The organism is Nonomuraea sp. NPDC002799, assembly GCF_053592075.1.
The window spans coordinates 25,918-42,686 of sequence record NZ_JBSFVA010000036.1; the positions used below are offsets into that span (position 1 = coordinate 25,918).

Genomic DNA, 16,769 nt, shown 5'->3' on the forward strand with positions numbered 1-16,769 from the left:
CCGTAAACCGCAAAGGCTATTTTGCAAAGGGAATTTTGCGGTTGGTCCGGACTCATAAACTGAGCGGATGCTTGACGACATCTGGGTGGACGACGCCGTCCTCGAACTACGTCCGGACTTCGCGGTGCTGGTCATGACGGCGCACGGCCTGCGCAACGGGCCCACCGACGACCGCTCCAGGGCCTGGCTGGCCGCGGCCTCAGCCTCGGCCGAGGGGGTCCAGGCCGGCAAGATCGACGCCTGGAAGGACGCCTACCGCGCCTTCGGGGCCAAGCCGCAGCGGACCCGGCCCTCGGTCGACGCGCTGACCAGGCGGCTGCCGCTGCCGGAGATCAACCGGGCGGTGGACGCGTACAACTCGATCAGCGTGAAGCACGCGCTGCCGATCGGCGGCGAGGACCTCGATCGTTACGTCGGCCCGGCGCGGCTGGTCAGGGCGGCCGGCGACGAGGCGTCGGAGGAGGCGCTCGGGCAGCCCGAGCCCGGCGAGGTGATCTGGCGCGACGACACCGGGGTCACCTGCCGGCGCTGGAACTGGCGCCAGGTGGCGCGCACCCGGCTCACCGAGGAGACGACCAACGCGATCTTCCTGCTCGAACGGCTGGAGCCCACGTCACTGGAGGAGCTCAAGCAGGCGGGCGAGGAACTGGCGGACCTGCTGTCCGAGATATCCCCAGAGGTGCGAATCGCGAGCAGAGTGGTGTCTGGGGGGAAATAAACCTCTTGCCGAGGCGTTGATACCAAAGAGTAATAATCGCGGCACCACCTGGATTGACTAGGGAGACGTGACCTCTTCGCGCTGTCCTGAGAGGATCGTTCGAGGCGGCACGTCACCTGCGGCGCACGCTGCCGGTCCGGGCGAGTAGCCTTGGACAGGTTCTCTAACATCAACGCCGATCTGCGGAAGAGGGCGATTTCCGCCGTGTCGTCTGAGTCGTCGCGGACAAACCCACTGGCAAGCTTTGGTCAGAACGAATGGCTTGTCGACGAGCTGTACCAGAAGTACCTTCAAGATCCAGAGTCTGTCGACAAGGCCTGGTGGAACTTCTTCGCTGACTACAACCCGGATTATGGGCCGGGCCGAACCCCGGTGAGGGAGGCGGCGAACGGCACTGCGACCGTGCCCGCGCCCCCCCAGGCGCCGCCCAAGGCGCCACCGGCGGCCGAGAAGCCGAAGCAGCCGGCCACTCCGGTGCCCAAGGGCGCCGAAGAGGTCAAGCTGCGCGGTGCCGCGGCCCGCACCGCCGCCAACATGGACCTGTCGCTGACGGTCCCGACGGCGACCAGCGTGCGTGCCATCCCGGCCAAGCTGCTCATCGACAACCGCATCGTGATCAACAATCACCTCAAGCGGGGTCGCGGCGGAAAGATCTCCTTCACGCACCTGATCGGTTTCGCGATCGTCAAGGCGCTGAAGGCCCTGCCGGAGATGAATTACTCCTTCACCGAGGTCGACGGCAAGCCGACGCTGGTCAAGCCCGAGCACGTGGGCCTGGGTCTGGCGATCGACGTGCAGAAGAGCAACGGCGAGCGCCAGCTCCTCGTGCCCTCGATCAAGGGCGCCGAGGAGATGGACTTCCGGCAGTTCTGGGTCGCCTACGAAGACGTCGTCCGCAAGGCCCGCGCGGGCAAGCTGGGCGTCGACGACTTCACGAGCACCACGATCTCGCTGACCAACCCCGGCACCATCGGCACCGTGCACTCCGTGCCGCGGCTGATGCCCGGCCAGGGCACGATCATCGGCGTGGGCGCGATGGAATACCCGGCCGAATACCAGGGCGCGTCCCCCGACACGCTCTCGCGGCTGGCCGTCTCCAAGGTCATGACGCTGACCAGCACCTACGACCACCGGATCATTCAGGGCGCCCAGTCGGGCGACTTCCTGCGCCAGATCCACCGGTTGCTGCTCGGCGAGGACGGCTTCTACGACGAGATCTTCGAGGCGCTGCGGATCCCCTACGAGCCGGTTCGCTGGGTCCAGGACATCTCCGCCACGCACGACGACGACGTGGCGAAGTCCGCCCGCGTGATCGAGCTCATCCACGCCTACCGCGTGCGCGGCCACCTGATGGCCGAGACCGACCCGCTCGAATACAAGCAGCGTAAGCACCCCGACCTCGACATCCAGTCCCACGGCCTGACGTTGTGGGACCTGGAGCGCGAGTTCGCCACCGGCGGTTTCGGCGGCCGCCCGCTGATGAAGCTGCGCGACATCCTGGGCGTGCTGCGTGACTCCTACTGCCGCACCGTCGGCATCGAGTACATGCACATCCAGAACCCCGAAGAGCGGTCCTGGATCCAGACACGGGTCGAGAAGCCGCACAAGTCGCCCGAGCGCGACGAGCAGCTCAACATCCTGTCGCGGCTCAACACCGCCGAGGCGTTCGAGACGTTCCTGCAGACGAAGTTCGTCGGCCAGAAGCGCTTCTCGCTGGAGGGCGGCGAGTCCCTGATCCCGCTGCTCGACTCGGTGATCAGCGACGCCGCCGACGAGGGCCTCGACGAGGTCGTCATGGGCATGGCCCACCGCGGCCGGCTCAACGTGCTGGCCAACATCGTGGGCAAGTCCTACGCGCAGATCTTCGGCGAGTTCGAGGGCAACATCGACCCGCGCACCGCGCACGGCTCCGGTGACGTGAAATACCACCTCGGCGCGTCGGGCACGTTCACCGCGCCGAGCGGCAAGACCATCGGCGCGTCCGTGGTGGCCAACCCCTCCCACCTGGAGGCGGTCGACCCGGTCCTCGAAGGCGTCGTGCGCGCCAAGCAGGACCTCCTGGAGCGCGGCGAGGAGGGCTTCACCGTCCTGCCCGTGCTCATCCACGGCGACGCGGCCTTCGCCGGCCAGGGCGTCGTGGCGGAGACGCTCAACCTGTCGCAGTTGCGCGGCTACCGCACCGGCGGCACCGTGCACGTGGTGGTCAACAACCAGGTCGGCTTCACCACCTCGCCCGCCTCGTCCAGGTCCTCGGTCTACGCGACCGACGTGGCCCGGATGATCCAGGCACCGATCTTCCACGTCAACGGCGACGACCCCGAGGCCGTGGTCCGCGTGGGCGAGCTGGCCTACGAATACCGCCAGGCGTTCCGCAAGGACGTCGTCATCGACCTCATCTGCTACCGCCGACGCGGCCACAACGAGGGCGACAACCCCGCCTTCACCCAGCCGCTGATGTACGACCTGATCGACGCCAAGCGCTCGACCCGCAAGCTCTACACCGAGGCGCTGATCGGCCGTGGCGACATCACGGTCGAGGAGGCCGAGTCGGCGCTGCGCGACTATCAGGCCAAGCTGGAGCAGGCGTTCACCGAGACCCGCGAGGCGACCAAGAAGCCGCTTGAGGCGGGCGCGATGCGGGTGCCGCCGACCGAGGTCGTCAAGTGGTCGCACGACGACACGCCGACGGCGATCACCGACGAGACGCTCAAGCGCATCGTCGACACCCAGCTCAACCTGCCCGAGGGCTTCACGCCGCACCCGCGCCTGGCGCCGGTCCTGCAGCGTCGTGGCCAGATGGTCGAGCAGGACGCGATCGACTGGGCCATGGGCGAGACGCTGGCGTACGGCTCCCTGCTCATGGACGGCCACCCGGTGCGCCTGGTCGGCCAGGACTCCCGGCGCGGCACGTTCACGCAGCGCCACGCCGTCCTGGTGGACCGGATGACCGGCGCCGACCACACGCCGCTCAAGACCTTCAACCAGGGCACCACGAAGTTCTACGTCTACGACTCGCTGCTCAGCGAGTTCGCGGCGCTCGGCTTCGAGTACGGCTACAGCGTCGTGCGGCCGGACGCCCTGGTGGCCTGGGAGGCGCAGTTCGGCGACTTCGTCAACGGCGCCCAGACGATCATCGACGAGTTCATCTCGTCGGGCGAGCAGAAGTGGGGTCAGAAGTCCTCGGTCGTGCTGCTGCTGCCGCACGGTTTCGAGGGTCAGGGCCCCGACCACTCCTCGGCCCGCATCGAGCGGTTCCTGCAGGTCTGCGCGCTCGACAACATGACGATCGCGCAGCCCACCACTCCGGCCAACTACTTCCACCTGCTGCGCTGGCAGGTGGAGTCGGAGCGGCACAAGCCGATGGTGGTCTTCACGCCGAAGTGGCTGCTGCGGCACAAGGCGGCCACGTCCAAGGCGTCCGACTTCACCTCGGGCACCTTCCAGCCGGTCCTCGGCGACCAGACGGTCGACCCCGGCAAGGTGACCAAGGTCGTGCTCTGCTCCGGCAAGGTCTACTACGAGCTGGCCGCGGGCCGCGACAAGTCGGGCCGCGACGACGTCGCCGTCGTCCGGGTGGAGCGCCTCTACCCGTTCCCGACCGACGAGCTGGCGGCGGAGTTGTCGCGCTACGGCTCGCAGGTGGAGCTGGTGTGGGCGCAGGACGAGCCGGTCAACATGGGGCCGTGGCCCTACCTGACGCTGAAGCTGGCCGAGGACCCGCAGACGCTGGGCGGCCGGTCTCTGCGGCGGGTGTCTCGCCGGCCCAACAGCTCACCGGCCTCGGGCTCGCACAACTCGCATGACACCGAGCTGGAGGAGATGCTCCAGCAGGTGTTCGCCTGACGCAGTTCCCCGAGACCCCCGGCTTCGGCCGGGGGTCTCGTGCTGTCCGCACGGGTAACACGGATCACTGGCTAGAGTCGGGCCGCACGGGCGCGATGAAGGGAGAGTTCGATGTACTTCACCGATCGGGGGATCGAGGAGCTGGTCGAGCGGCGCGGCGGCGAAGAGGTCAGCCTGCTGTGGCTGGGCGAACGGCTGCGTGAGTTCGTCGACCTCAACCCCGAGTTCGAGATCCCGATCGAGCGGCTCGCCACGTGGCTGGCCCGCCTCGACGACGACGAGGACGACTAGGTTCCTCCGGCTTGTCCGGCCCTTCGGCTGCCCGGTCCTTCAGCTGTTCGGCTCTCCGGCTGCTCGGTCGCCCCGGCGCGAGTCGCTCGCGCCGGTCCTCCTCGGTGACCACGGACACGTCTGACGGCGAACGCGATACATCTTGAGTTTTCCGCAGACGCGACATATCGTGTCAATGGACGGAGTGTTGTCGTCATGGAGGGCGGAGAACATGCAGCAGTGGACGATCGAGGGGCCTGAGCAGCTCACCTTCGGCCAAGTAGAGACGCTCGACGTTCGCATCGTCGCCGGGAGGCTGGCCGTCCTGGCCAGCGAGGGGCCGTCCACCCTGGAGGTCTCCGAAGTCGAGTCGGCCTCGCCGCTCCTGGTCACCTACGACGAGGACACCAGGACGCTCAGCGTCACCTACAAGGACCTGACCTGGGACGGCCTGCTCGGCTGGTTGCGCCGCGACCGGCGCAGGACCGTGTTGTCGATCGCCGTGCCGAAGACCTGCCGGGTCAACGCCGGCGTGGTGTCGGCGCCCGCCGTGGTGGCCGGGTTCGAGCGGGCCACGCACGTCAAGAGCGTGTCCGCGGAGATCGTGCTCGACGCGGTCAGCGGCGACGTGACGGCCAACACCGTCTCGGGCCCCGTCGAGAGCCGGGCGCTGGAGGGCGATCTGGCCTTCAAGAGCGTCTCGGGCGATCTGACCGTGGCCGACGGCACACCACGACGACTGAGGGCGAACACCATCTCCGGCCGCATCACGGCGGATCTGGTGCTCCGGCCGACGGGTCATGTGACGCTCAACAGCGTTTCCGGTGACATCCTGGTCAGGCTGCCCCAGGATGTGGAGGCGGACGTCAGCGCCAGGTCCACCTCAGGCAGGGTGGTCAGCGCGTTCAAGGAACTGTTCGAGGAGCGCGGTCCCGGCACGAAGACGATGACGGGACGGCTTGGCGGCGGCATGGCCTCACTCTCGGTGACCACGGTCTCCGGCGAGGTCACGCTGCTCAAGGGAGAGAAATAATGAGCCCTGTCTTCGGTCATGGCCGGCTCCGGCTGTACCTGCTCAAGTTGCTGGAGGAGAGCCCGCGCCACGGTTACGAGGTGATCCGGCTGCTCCAGGACCGTTTTCTCGGGGTCTACTCCCCCTCTCCCGGGACCATTTACCCGCGTCTGGCCCGCCTGGAGGAGGAGGGCCTGGTGACGCACGAGGTGGTCGAGGGCAAGAAGGTGTTCTCGATCACCGACAAGGGCCGCGACGAGCTGAGCTCCCGGATCGACGAGCTCGACGACCTGGAGCAGGAGATCTCCGCCTCCGTGCGCGACATCGCGCGCGAGGTCAAGGAGGACGTCCGCGACACGGTCAAGTCACTGCGCGACGAGCTGACCCGGATGGCCAAGGACGTTCGCACGGGTGCTCGCGAAGACGGCAGACGTTTCGGGGAGAAGCAGAAGGAAGATCTCAAGCGGCTCCGGGACCAGCAGAAGCAGCAGTGGAGCGAGCACGCCTTCCAGTGGCAGGGGGAGGGCGAGCGGCTCAGCAGGGAGTGGCGCAGGATCTGGTCGGAGGCATGGGCCACCCTCGGGGGCGCGCCGGACAACCGCGCGGAGCTGGACGCCGAGCTGGGCGAGCTGCTGGCCGACTTCATCGCCGAGGCCCGCGCGGAGGCCTCGCGGGCTCAGCTGACTCCGGAGAAACTGGTGGAGCTGCGTACGGCGCTGCAGGACGGAAGCCGCCGCATCCACGACATCCTCGAACGCTGACCCAGCGGGCCCGCCGCTACGGTGCGCAGCGGCGTGCCGCTACGCGGAGCCCAGATGCCGGCGCTACGCGGAGCGCAGCGGCTTGCCGCTATGCGGAGCGCAGGTGTGGGCACTACGCGGAGCGCAGATGCCGGCGCTCGGTGCGGCGGGACATGCGGGCCACCTTGCGGGCGTGGTAGGCGATGGGCATGTAACGCAGGCGTTCGGGCAGCCGCGGTGTCAGCATCGCCACCGCGTGCCCGAGCTGCCGCAACCGCCGCTCCTCCCGCGCCGTCCACCGCAACCCGAGCTTGGCCCGCACGGCGGCCGGCAGCGTGCCGACCGTCACGAAGTGGTTGAACTCCCCCGACCCCACCCCGACCGGCGTCCACAACCGGTGCAACGGCCTGGGCAATCCCGGCGGCGCGGGCGTGCCACGCATGACCGACAACACCTCCAGCGCCGTCGGATGCGGCTCCAGCCGGTCGGCCACCATCGCGTCGAAGTAACGCCAGAACGCCTCAAGGTCCGCCGGCATCTCCCGCTCCGGCACCTGCAGGATCGCGCCGAGCCGCCGCGACTCGGCATACAGCCGCCGCTGCTGCTCGACCGTGAACGGGGTGCCGAAATAGCGATTGAGCGTGATGAACCGCTCGAACAGCGTCAGGTGCACCCAGGCCCAGGCCGCACCGTTCAGGGCGTGGTAGGGCCTGCCGCGCTCGTCCACGCCGCTGATCGGCCGGTGCAGCTCTCTGAGCCGCCGGCCCTCCGCGGGACCGTCGTCGTAGACCCATTTCTGCACGGAGGCGAGCGTGCGGGTCAGCCGTCCCCACGGATCTTCCTTGTACGTCGAGTGCTCCGCGACGGCCGCGCCGACCGCCGGGTGCATGGTCTGCATGACCAGCGTGCTGCCGGCCACAAGCAGGTTGCGGTATTCGCCCGCGGTGTCCCAGTGCATCGAGCCTGGGCCGAAGGGCTCAACGTCCATGATGATGACCTTCCGGGTGATACAACCTCACTCTTCTTGTATCACCCGGCAGGCCACGTGGTAACCCTTCACTTATTCCACAGTGAAGACGATCTTCCCGAAGAGGTCGCTCTCCGCCATGGCGGCGAACCCGTCCCGCGCCTGCGCCAGCGGCAACGTCCTGTCGACCTCGGGCCGCAGGCCGGTCTGCTCCAGGAAGACCGCCAGCCGCTGAAGCTGGTCACGGGTCCCCATGGTCGAGCCGACGACGGACAACTGCAGGAAGAAGACCCGGTTCAGGTCGGCGGACGGAGCCGCGCCGCTGGTCGCCCCGCAGACGACGACCCGGCCGCCGGGCTTGAGCGACTTGAGCGAGTGGTCCCAGGTGGCCTGGCCGACGCTCTCCATGACCGCGTCCACCCGCTCGGGCAGCCGCGCGCCCGGCTCGAACACCTGGTCGGCGCCGAGCTGCCGGGCGCGTTCCCGCTTCTCCTCCGACCGGCTGGTCGCCCAGACCCGGTAGCCGCCGGCCCGGCCCAGCGCGATCAGCGCCGTGGCCACCCCGCCGCCGGCGCCCTGCACCAGCACGGTGGAGCCGGGCTGGAGCCCGGCCTTGTCGAACAACATCCGGTACGCGGTCAGCCAGGCCGTGGGCAGGCAGGCGGCGTGCTCGAAGCTGAGCCCGGCGGGCTTGGGCACCAGGTTGCGGCGCGGCACGGCCACGCGCTCGGCGAACGTGCCGTCGTAGGTCTCCGACAACAGCGTGCGCTTGGGATCGAGGGTCTCGTCGGCGCCCGAGCCGATCACGGCGTGCACGATGACCTCGTTGCCGTCCTCGTCCACCCCCGCGGCGTCGCAGCCGAGCACGATGGGCAGCCGGTCCTGCCTGATGCCGACGCCTTTGAGCGTCCACAGGTCGTGGTGGTTGAGCGCGGCCGCGCGCACGGAGACGGTCGTCCATCCGTCCGGCGCCTTCGGCTCCGGACGCTCACCGAGCGTCAGCCCGGCGAGGGGGTTGTCGGGGTCGGTCTGTGTGGCGGTTACGGCGAACATGGCCGCACCCTACTTCAGCGCCACCCCGATCTTCCGGTCCGCCGTCCCGCGACGCCCCACTGCCGCGCGTCACTTTCCTCCGGCCAGCCGTACCGCGGCGCCTCACTTCATCGTGACGCGGATGCCGTCGATGGCTCGCTCACGGAACGACCGCGACCCCGCGGCGACGATCAGCACCCCTTTCCTGCACACCGAGCCGGCCGACCGCGTCCGCCCGCCGACCAGCGACGGCAGTCGGGTGATCCGCTCGCACCCGGGCGTCGGCACCAGCGCCACCACCTCCCTCGCCCCACCGCCGAACCAGAGCTGCGGCCCCACCGGGCTTCCCTCCACGATCGTCCCCGGCCCGGCCAGCCGCACCGCCCCCTTGGCCGACAGCACGAGGTAACCGTCCTCGGTCACCTTCCCGGTCAGCCCGCGCGCGAGCGCCATCCGCTGGTCGAAGGTGAGCCCCTGTCCCCGGTCGTACATCGCCAGCCGCCAGTCGTCGAACGCGAACAGCAGCACCTGCGAGCCGCTCCCCGCCTGGCGCGGCCAGAGCGTCACATGGGGGGCGTAGTTCCTGATCGGCCGCCCGCCTCGGGTGATCTCGACCTCGTTGTACGGCGCGACGAACTGCCGGAAGATCTCATCCACCCACCCCCCTTGAAACGGCCGCGACCCCATGCCGTCGAGATCCAGCTCGGCCGGATAGCGCACCTCGGCCCGCGCCCCGTCCGGGAACACCACCCGGATCACCTCATCGCCCCCTTTGACCGTGGTGGGGGCGTGCAGGAGGTTGGGCGCGCCCTCGATCCTGGTCAGCGACCGGATCGGCTGGGGTGCGGACGGCGGCGGGGGTTCGGGGTCCCGGCTGAGCAGCAGGCCGACAACGGGAATCGCCAGGAGCGCCAAGACCACCGACAACCCGATCCAGCGGCGGCGGCCACGCTCGCCCGCCTCGATGACGTCGAACTGATTCGCCACGACGTTCCTAGCCGAGTAGTGCCGGCTTGCGCCCTCAGCCTCCAGTTCAGTTGAGCGGCGACCGCCAGCGCAAGCCCTCGAACCGGGCGAAGTCCTTGTCGCAGGTCACAAATTCACAACCGTGCTCGATGGCGAGTGCGGCCAGATAGGCGTCGGGGATGAGATTGCCGGCTGCTCCGGCTTGCCGGCTCAGCCTGGTGAAGATCTCCCAGTGCCTCGACTCGCCGGCGATCACCGAAGCCTGCGGCTGGTTGCGGTAGATCTGCGCGAAGGTCAGCGCTCGTTCGAGTGGGTCGGGCTGGACATAGACGCGCCGGTTGGTCACCGTGCGGATGAACCCGTTGACCACGAAATCGCTCACGGCGTAGCTGGAGGCGCCGTTCACCATCTCCTCGACGAAGGCATGGCAGCGATGGTGATCAGCGGCCTCCTTCCGAAAGGCGTTGATGAGAACATTGACGTCAACGAGCAACATCGCGTATCGCCTCGATCCGCTCCTCGTCGTCGAGCTCGTCAACGATGTGCTCCAGCTTCTCGCCGGCGTCGAGCCGCTGCTGGACCCACGGCTGGAAGCCGGACATGGCTGTAGAGGTGATCAGCTCCACGCGGGGCCGCCCGGCCGCCTCCGTGGTGCGGGTCAGCAGTTGCCTCAAGGCATCCTCCATCACTGAGTTGAGACTGCGTCCGCTCCGTGCCGCGTACGCCTTCGCCTCGTTGAGGAGTGTTTCGTCGATGCGCACCGTTGTCCTCCGCATGACTCCAGCGTCCGCCGCTGACATAAAAATGTCAACACAGAGAGTAGTGGGCCACGTACTCTCTTTGCATGTTGACCTCACCAAGAGGCCACATTGATCTTGCCGTCGGTCGTCAGCCGCACCCGTTCCCCCACCAGTTCCCGCGACTCGGCGTCAGCCAGCAGCTCCGTCCGGTCCACCACCGCGTGCGCCCGCCCCCCGCCGGGCAGATCCACCACCAGAATCCCGTTTTCAGCAGCGCCGTCCCGCCCGTGCGCCACGGTGTAGCCCGCCACCCTGGCGTCCCCCTCATAGGTCGCCGCGATCGCCCCGCCCTCGGCCGTGAACACCGGCTCCGCACTCCCCAGAACGCCCCCGGGCTCGCTCGACCACACCGCGTAGGTGTGTTTCGTCAGATGCATCCCGACCCCGCTCACCAGCCCGTGCCCCGACTGCGCCCGCAGCAGCCCCGCCATCGTGGCCGTCGAATGCAGCACGTAGTCGCTGGCCGGCCCGCCCGCGTACGGCAGCCCGCCGGTCACCGTCAGCCCGCGCCGGTCCAGCGGATCGAGGCCGAGCGCGTCGCACGCCTGCCGCAACGCGATGGCGAAGCAGCTGTACAGATCGAGCGCGTCCATGTCGCCGAGCCCCAGCCCCGCGCGCAGGAAGGCGGCCTCCGCCGCGGCGGCGACGGCCTGTGAGGAGCCCAGGGAGGGCCGCGCCGCCACCTCCCAGGTGTCCTCCGCGTACGCCCACCCCCGCAGGTAGACGCGCCCCGACGCGGGCACCCCGAGCTGGTCGGCCAGCCGGGTGCTGGCCAGGACGACGGCCGCCGCCTGGTCCACCTCCATCACGGCCACCGTGTTCCTGGTGTAGGGCCAGCCGACATAGTGGCCGCCCCGCACGAGCTCCTCGGGGGTGCGCGCGGTGCGGCGCCACGCGTACGGGTTCGCGGCGGCCACCTCGGTCATCGGCGCCATCATCCGGCCCCGGTCGAGCATCTCCTCCTCGACCGTCAGCCCGAGCGCCGCCCGCCGCGCGGTCTCCATGATCGCGTAGGTGTGCACCGGCAGGAACAACCCGTGCGCCAGCTCGGCTGGATGCGGCGGGCGCTCCCAGCCGTAGGGCGGTTTGGGATCGGCGGCGTGGCTCCACGGCACGTGCTCGCCGGCTTTCCGGTACGCCCGGCGGGTGGCCAGCGCCTCGGCCCCCGTGACCAGGGCGGAGTCGAGCTCCCCCGCCGCGATCCCGGCCGCCGCCGCGCCGATGAGCAGTTGCGGAGCCGTGCCGCTCACCTTGGAGTACGCCTGGTGCCGGGGCGCGGCCCCAAGGCGCTCGGCGAGGCGGCCGACCGGGGAGTCGTACTGCCAGGAGTCGGTGTAGACGATCTGGATCGAGTCGAGCCGGCGCACGGGCAGCCGGGCGTCGTCGGCCGCCGCCCGCGCGACCTCCTCCCAGAGATCGAGCGGCTCGGGGCCGGGCTGCTCACGAACCGTGCGCTGCGCGATGCCGATGAGACAGGGGGTGCGAGGGTCCATGAAGCCATCTAACCAGAACAAGATTCGGTTGATAAGAAGTGGCTTCTGATAATCAGCGTTACCGCTGTTGCCCAAGAAAGGGAAGGCTTCCCAAAACCGGCTCCGACCTGCATGGATGCCTACTACGAATACATGCGATTTCGCTATTTTCATCACGGAATGGAACCGGCTCATGCTTTTTCACGTCGTTTCCTGGCCGCCGCCGAGTGCCATTCATTAACGTTCCATCGTTTCCCCGGCTCATCGGGGCGCCGTACCCCGCTCTGGGCCGCCGGGAGCTGAGAGGAGCTCCATGTACTCCCGAGCAAGACGCATCGCGATCCCCCTCGCCGGTCTGGTGGCCATCGGACTGTCCGCCGGCCTGCTCAGCGGCACGGCGGCGAGCGCGACCGCACCCCCAGACGTCGTCTCCAGGAACGCGGCCACCCCGGCCGAGCAGGCGGTCCGGTTCTGGACGCCGGACCGGGTCAGGCTGGCCACCGACTACGACGACGGCCTCGACCTGTCCTCCAAGGGCGTCAAGGGCAGCAACGACTCCCCCGACGGGCCGGCCGGCTCCGTTCCGCCGATCGGCCGGGAGAAGACGAAGGCGGCGAAGAGCAAGCAGGTCAACCTGCCCAGCACCGTCGGCCGGGTGTTCTTCACGCTGCCGAAGACCGACCCCCGCAACCCGAAGAACTGGCGCTACTGCTCGGCCGGTTCCCTGCAGGGCAAGTACCGCAACCTCGTGGCCACCTCGGCCCACTGCGTGTACGACACCAGGAGGAACACCTTCTACGACAACTGGATCTTCATCCCGTCGTACTGGGACGGCGACAGGGTCTGGGAGAGCAAGGCGCCCTACGGCATCTACGCCGCCAAGACCTTCAACGCGCACGACGACTTCGTGGTGAAGGAGGACTACGACTTCGACTACGCGTTCGTCAACGTCTACAACGGCATCAAGGTCTCGTGGGAGAAGGCCGGCGACCGCTGGAGGTGGACCGTCAAGAACGTCGGCCGGCTCGGTGACAACGTCGGCGGCCAGGGCTTCACCTGGAACCGGAGCACCAAGCTGAACGTCTTCTCCTTCGGCTACCCGGCGGGCGGGCACCCCGACGGCGACAAGCCGTACACCGGGCGCACGATGAAGTACTGCTACGGCACGACCAAGCCGATGCCCGAGGCCAAGAGGTACAACCTGCAGGAGCACATCGGCTTCAGGTGCTCCTTCACCGCCGGCGCGAGCGGCGGACCCCTCCTCTACGACTACAGGAGCGCGTCGCGCACCGGCTACCTGGTCGGCGTCAACAGCGTCGCGTGGGACACCGACGGCAACGACCGCTACGACCACATCTCGTCGCCGTACTTCAACACCGACACCGCGAAGGTCTATCAGGCCGCCGCCAACCGGTGGACCGGCAACATGCCGTGACGCGTCGGCACCCTCAGGCCCCGGTTCTCTATGGGATCGGGGCCTTCCCCCGTCACAGAATGGGCTCAGAGCGACGTGGCGTGCACCACTGGAGGGGCGGGCGAATGCGCACCGGGAATGGGATTGACGCACCGAGCCAACGGAGTCGCCACAGGCCATCTGACCTGGGATAACACCCAAAAACAATGATCATTTAGAGGCGCCCGAAGTGTGTGGCTGACGGTGTCCTTATAGTTCAGTGTGCACCCTTGATCAGGTAACGAATCTCTATCCGGGCTGCAATACAGTCTGTACATCTGGAAAAATCCACCCTTACGACCCCAAGAAAGGCAATTTCCATGATCCCCCGGGCGAGGCACGTGGTGGCGGCTGCGCTGTGCGGCGCGCTGCTGACGCTGTCCGTCTGTACGGGGATCGCGAACGCCGCCCCCACGGGCAAGGTGTACCCCGTCTCGCTGGCCAGGACCGTCGCCGACGTGAAGAAGGTCGCCGAGTACTGGAAGCCCGAGAAGCTCAAGCTGGCCGACACCTACACCCCCGCCACGCCGGGCACGCAGGCCTCCCCGAAGACCTCGTCCGCCGCGTCCGCCGCCGGCCCCGCGGCCCCCGCCGCGAAGACCGCACCGGCCACGTCCGCCGCCACCAAGAACGCCGCCACGACCACCGCGGCCAAGACCGCCGCCACGAAGAACGCCACCAGGAGCGCCCTGCCCGCGCTGCCGCTCAAGGGCGCCGTGGCCAGGACCACGGGCAAGGTCTTCTTCCGGTTCGGCGACCAGGAGTACTGGTGCTCCGCCAGCGCGGTCGCGGCCAAGAACCTGAGCGTCGTCGCCACGGCCGGGCACTGCGCGTACGACCCGCGGCAGGGCAGGGCGGCCCAGGACTGGATCTTCGTCCCCAACCCCGGGCCCAACGGCGAGACGCCTGACGGCATCTACGTGGGCGCCTCGATCAGCATGCACGAGGACTGGCCCGGCCGGAACGACTACGACTACGACTACGCGTTCGTGACCGTGCAGCGCGGGTTCAAGTGGACGGCCAAGTCCGGCGGCTACGTCATGGAGGACGTCGGCCGGCTCCAGGACAACGTGGGCGGCCAGGGGCTGGAGCTCAACAGGAGGCCGGCCACGTACACGGTGACGGCCTTCGGCTACCCGCAGGGCCCGCAGCCCGACACCTCGCGCCCGTTCGACGGCAAGACGTTGCGGATGTGCAAGGAGGGCGCCACGAGCTGGACCGTGGCCCCCAACCGCGACCTGCAGAAGGGCGTGCGGCTCCAGCCGTGCGACTTCACCTCGGGCGCCAGCGGCGGCCCCTGGCTGACCGGCTACGACCTGGAGCGCAGGCTCGGCAGTTTGAACGGCGTCAACAGCCTGAACTGGAACAGCGACGCGAAGGGCTGGTTCGACGGGGTGTCGTCGCCGTACTTCGACAACATCACCGGCGCGGTCTACCGGCGGGCCGCCGCACAGGCCGTCCTGCCGAATGTGACGTAAGTCATAGCAACCGGGCGATCACTGCAAGTGATCAGCACATCCTGTGTCACGACAAGGTCACGCGGCCCCTTGGAACGTTGACATGATCTACCTCAAATTTACGCGCCCTTGGTCAACCCTGTAGGTTCCGGGCTGTCCGTTTGCTGAGTTTCGGGGGTGCACGAGGCGCCTCATGTCAGCGCAACCTGGAGTTACCTTGAAGCGAATCCTTCTTCCCGCCGGCGGCGCCATCCTGGCGACCGGCCTGCTCGCCGCCGGCCTGTCCGGCACCGCACAGGCCGACGGGGACGTCTCCCACGACCCCATGGCCGGCAACACCTCCGAGGCCGCGTCCGTCGCCTCCTTCTGGCTCGCCTCGAACGGCGCCGCCCTGCGCTCCGCGACCCAGTACACGTGGGACTCGAAGGAGGTCCGTAAGGTCGTCTCCAAGGGTGGCTACACCCCTGACGGCAGCCCCGGCACCACCGCCCCGACCGGTGAGTCCAAGTCCACCGGCTCGGCCCAGAACGTGAACCTGCCCAAGACCATCGGCAAGGTCTTCTTCGTCGACGGCGGCGGCAAGTTCCGCTGGTGTTCGGCCACCTCCGTCCAGTCGAACTACCGCAACCTGGTCTCCACGGCCGGCCACTGCGTCTACGACACGGACAGCAACAAGGCGCTCCTGGACAACTGGGTCTTCGTGCCCGGCTACTACCAGGGCAAGGCTCCTTGGGGCATCTACGTCGGCAAGCAGGCCTTCACCCACTTCGACTTCGACACCTACGAGGACTACGACCGCGACTACGCGTTCGTCACCGTCTACAACGGCATCCTCTTCAACGGCGTCAAGAAGGTGGACCGCAAGGACTACGCGCGCTTCACCGGCCCGAAGCGCTCGTGGGGCGGCAGCTCCTACATCCTGCTGTCCAAGGACGCGGGCCGCCTCGGCGACAACGTCGGCGGCCAGGGCTTCGCCTGGAACCAGCCCACCGGCAAGTACGTCCGCACCTTCGGCTACCCGGCGGCCTCGCACCCCGACGGCAACAAGCCGTACAGCGGTGTCACGCCGAAGTACTGCTACGGCAAGACGACCTCCAAGGCCGTCGGCGCCTCCTGGCTGAAGATCGAGGAGCACATCGGCCTCAAGTGCGCCGTGACCCCCGGTTACGACGGTGGCCCGTGGCTGCTCAACTACAGCAACAGCAAGCGTCTCGGGTACGTGAACGGCACCAGCAGCACGTTCGCGGACCAGGACGGCAACGACCGCATCGACTACATCACCTCGCCGTACTTCGACGGCGAGACGGCCGCGGTCTACAACGCGGCCAAGAACGTCTGGTCCGGCAAGATCGTCGGCCCGAACGGTGAGCTGTACAAGTAGCCCTACCAGGGGAAGGCGGGGGTCTCGATTTTCGAGGCCCCCGCCTTTGCTTTGCCCCCTCGACCCCGCTCGTGAAGATCTTTCTTTAATCTGCTGACACAGAGTGTTTACCTTGTCACGATGAGCGCATGCGCCATGGTGATCTGACGAACGCCGAATGGAACCGGCTGGCGCCGCTCCTGCCCGCGGACTGCGCCGGCTCCGCCGCCTCCGCCGAGCGCGGCGTCCCGGCCGCCCATGGCGACCGCTCGGGCGGGCACAGGACCGTGATCAACGCCGTCCTCTACCAGGCTCGCACCGGGTCCCGCTGGCGACACCTCCCCGAGCGCTTCGGCTGCTGGGTGGACATCTACCGGCATGACCGCCTCTGGCATGCCGACGGCACCTGGCAGCGCCTCTTGACCGCCTTCCAGGCCGCCGGCGACCCGGCGTCCGCGAGCCTGCGCGCCCAGCTCGCCCTCGTGGTCGACCGTCGGAACGCCTGAAAGCGACGAATCGCCCGCGCTATCCCGCCGCAGAACACCCGCAAAACAGGGCCCAGTGGAAGAAATCTGTGAACTTCCGGCAGCATCCTGAAGATCACCTGTGAGCTTCAAGGCAATTTAGACGGAGCAGCCCCCCATCTGGTTCCTGTGATCTGAGTCACATCCCGAGGGGC

The 16,769-nt window shown here is 68.3% G+C and carries 15 protein-coding genes; 9 read left to right on the forward strand and 6 right to left on the reverse strand.

Translation table 11 applies throughout. From position 1 onward, the window contains the following. Window positions 1-67: 67 nt before the first annotated feature. The 5 genes from ACWD0F_RS41575 (at window position 68) to ACWD0F_RS41595 (ending at window position 6,604) form a co-directional block, all read left to right on the forward strand. Window positions 68-718, forward strand: coding sequence for a B3/B4 domain-containing protein (locus ACWD0F_RS41575; protein ID WP_449886899.1), 651 nt, complete (start codon window positions 68-70; stop codon window positions 716-718). Window positions 719-922: 204 nt separating this feature from the next. After that, window positions 923-4,561: a multifunctional oxoglutarate decarboxylase/oxoglutarate dehydrogenase thiamine pyrophosphate-binding subunit/dihydrolipoyllysine-residue succinyltransferase subunit gene (locus ACWD0F_RS41580; RefSeq protein ID WP_449886902.1), complete on the forward strand. Its 3,639-nt coding sequence runs from the start codon at window positions 923-925 to the stop codon at window positions 4,559-4,561. A 111-nt stretch (window positions 4,562-4,672) separates the two neighbouring features. Next, on the forward strand, window positions 4,673-4,852 hold the full coding sequence (locus ACWD0F_RS41585; RefSeq protein ID WP_449886904.1) for a DUF6104 family protein: 180 nt from the start codon (window positions 4,673-4,675) through the stop codon (window positions 4,850-4,852). Between the two features lie 211 nt (window positions 4,853-5,063). Next, window positions 5,064-5,864, forward strand: a complete 801-nt coding sequence (locus tag ACWD0F_RS41590) for a DUF4097 family beta strand repeat-containing protein (protein ID WP_449886907.1) — start codon at window positions 5,064-5,066, stop codon at window positions 5,862-5,864. Continuing rightward, window positions 5,864-6,604: a helix-turn-helix transcriptional regulator gene (locus ACWD0F_RS41595; RefSeq protein ID WP_449886909.1), complete on the forward strand. Its 741-nt coding sequence runs from the start codon at window positions 5,864-5,866 to the stop codon at window positions 6,602-6,604. Before ACWD0F_RS41590 ends, ACWD0F_RS41595 begins: the two co-directional genes overlap by 1 nt. 112 nt (window positions 6,605-6,716) lie before the next feature. On the opposite strand, the gene ACWD0F_RS41600 is transcribed toward ACWD0F_RS41595, so the two are convergent. The 6 genes from ACWD0F_RS41600 to ACWD0F_RS41625 form a co-directional block, all read right to left on the reverse strand. Next, complete coding sequence (locus ACWD0F_RS41600) at window positions 6,717-7,571, reverse strand: oxygenase MpaB family protein (RefSeq protein WP_449886912.1); 855 nt, start codon at window positions 7,569-7,571, stop codon at window positions 6,717-6,719. A gap of 72 nt (window positions 7,572-7,643) precedes the next feature. Beyond that, window positions 7,644-8,603, reverse strand: coding sequence for a zinc-binding dehydrogenase (locus tag ACWD0F_RS41605; protein ID WP_449886915.1), 960 nt, complete (start codon window positions 8,601-8,603; stop codon window positions 7,644-7,646). A gap of 102 nt (window positions 8,604-8,705) precedes the next feature. After that, on the reverse strand, window positions 8,706-9,569 hold the full coding sequence (locus ACWD0F_RS41610) for a hypothetical protein (protein ID WP_449886917.1): 864 nt from the start codon (window positions 9,567-9,569) through the stop codon (window positions 8,706-8,708). A 46-nt stretch (window positions 9,570-9,615) separates the two neighbouring features. Then, the gene (locus tag ACWD0F_RS41615; RefSeq protein ID WP_449886920.1) at window positions 9,616-10,044 is read right to left on the reverse strand and encodes a TA system VapC family ribonuclease toxin; all 429 of its coding nucleotides are present in this window, start codon (window positions 10,042-10,044) and stop codon (window positions 9,616-9,618) included. Continuing rightward, window positions 10,031-10,309 carry a hypothetical protein gene (locus tag ACWD0F_RS41620; protein ID WP_449886923.1) on the reverse strand — a complete coding sequence of 93 codons (279 nt, stop codon included), beginning with the start codon at window positions 10,307-10,309 and terminating at the stop codon, window positions 10,031-10,033. Before ACWD0F_RS41620 ends, ACWD0F_RS41615 begins: the two co-directional genes overlap by 14 nt. 92 nt (window positions 10,310-10,401) lie before the next feature. After that, a complete protein-coding gene (locus ACWD0F_RS41625) occupies window positions 10,402-11,841 on the reverse strand; it encodes an acetyl-CoA synthetase (RefSeq protein WP_449886926.1) in 1,440 nt (479 codons plus the stop codon). 292 nt (window positions 11,842-12,133) lie between these two features. Between ACWD0F_RS41625 and ACWD0F_RS41630 the strand changes: the two genes are divergently transcribed. The 4 genes from ACWD0F_RS41630 to ACWD0F_RS41645 all read left to right on the forward strand — a co-directional run bounded on the left by ACWD0F_RS41630 (window position 12,134) and on the right by ACWD0F_RS41645 (window position 16,596). Continuing rightward, on the forward strand, window positions 12,134-13,255 hold the full coding sequence (locus ACWD0F_RS41630; RefSeq protein ID WP_449886928.1) for a trypsin-like serine peptidase: 1,122 nt from the start codon (window positions 12,134-12,136) through the stop codon (window positions 13,253-13,255). 338 nt (window positions 13,256-13,593) lie between these two features. Further along, entirely contained in the window at window positions 13,594-14,751 is a 1,158-nt protein-coding gene (locus ACWD0F_RS41635) for a trypsin-like serine peptidase (RefSeq protein ID WP_449886931.1), read from the forward strand. A gap of 196 nt (window positions 14,752-14,947) precedes the next feature. Next, complete coding sequence (locus ACWD0F_RS41640; RefSeq protein ID WP_449886933.1) at window positions 14,948-16,111, forward strand: trypsin-like serine peptidase; 1,164 nt, start codon at window positions 14,948-14,950, stop codon at window positions 16,109-16,111. Window positions 16,112-16,239: 128 nt separating this feature from the next. After that, on the forward strand, window positions 16,240-16,596 hold the full coding sequence (locus ACWD0F_RS41645) for a transposase (RefSeq protein WP_449886935.1): 357 nt from the start codon (window positions 16,240-16,242) through the stop codon (window positions 16,594-16,596). Window positions 16,597-16,769 lie beyond the last annotated feature (173 nt).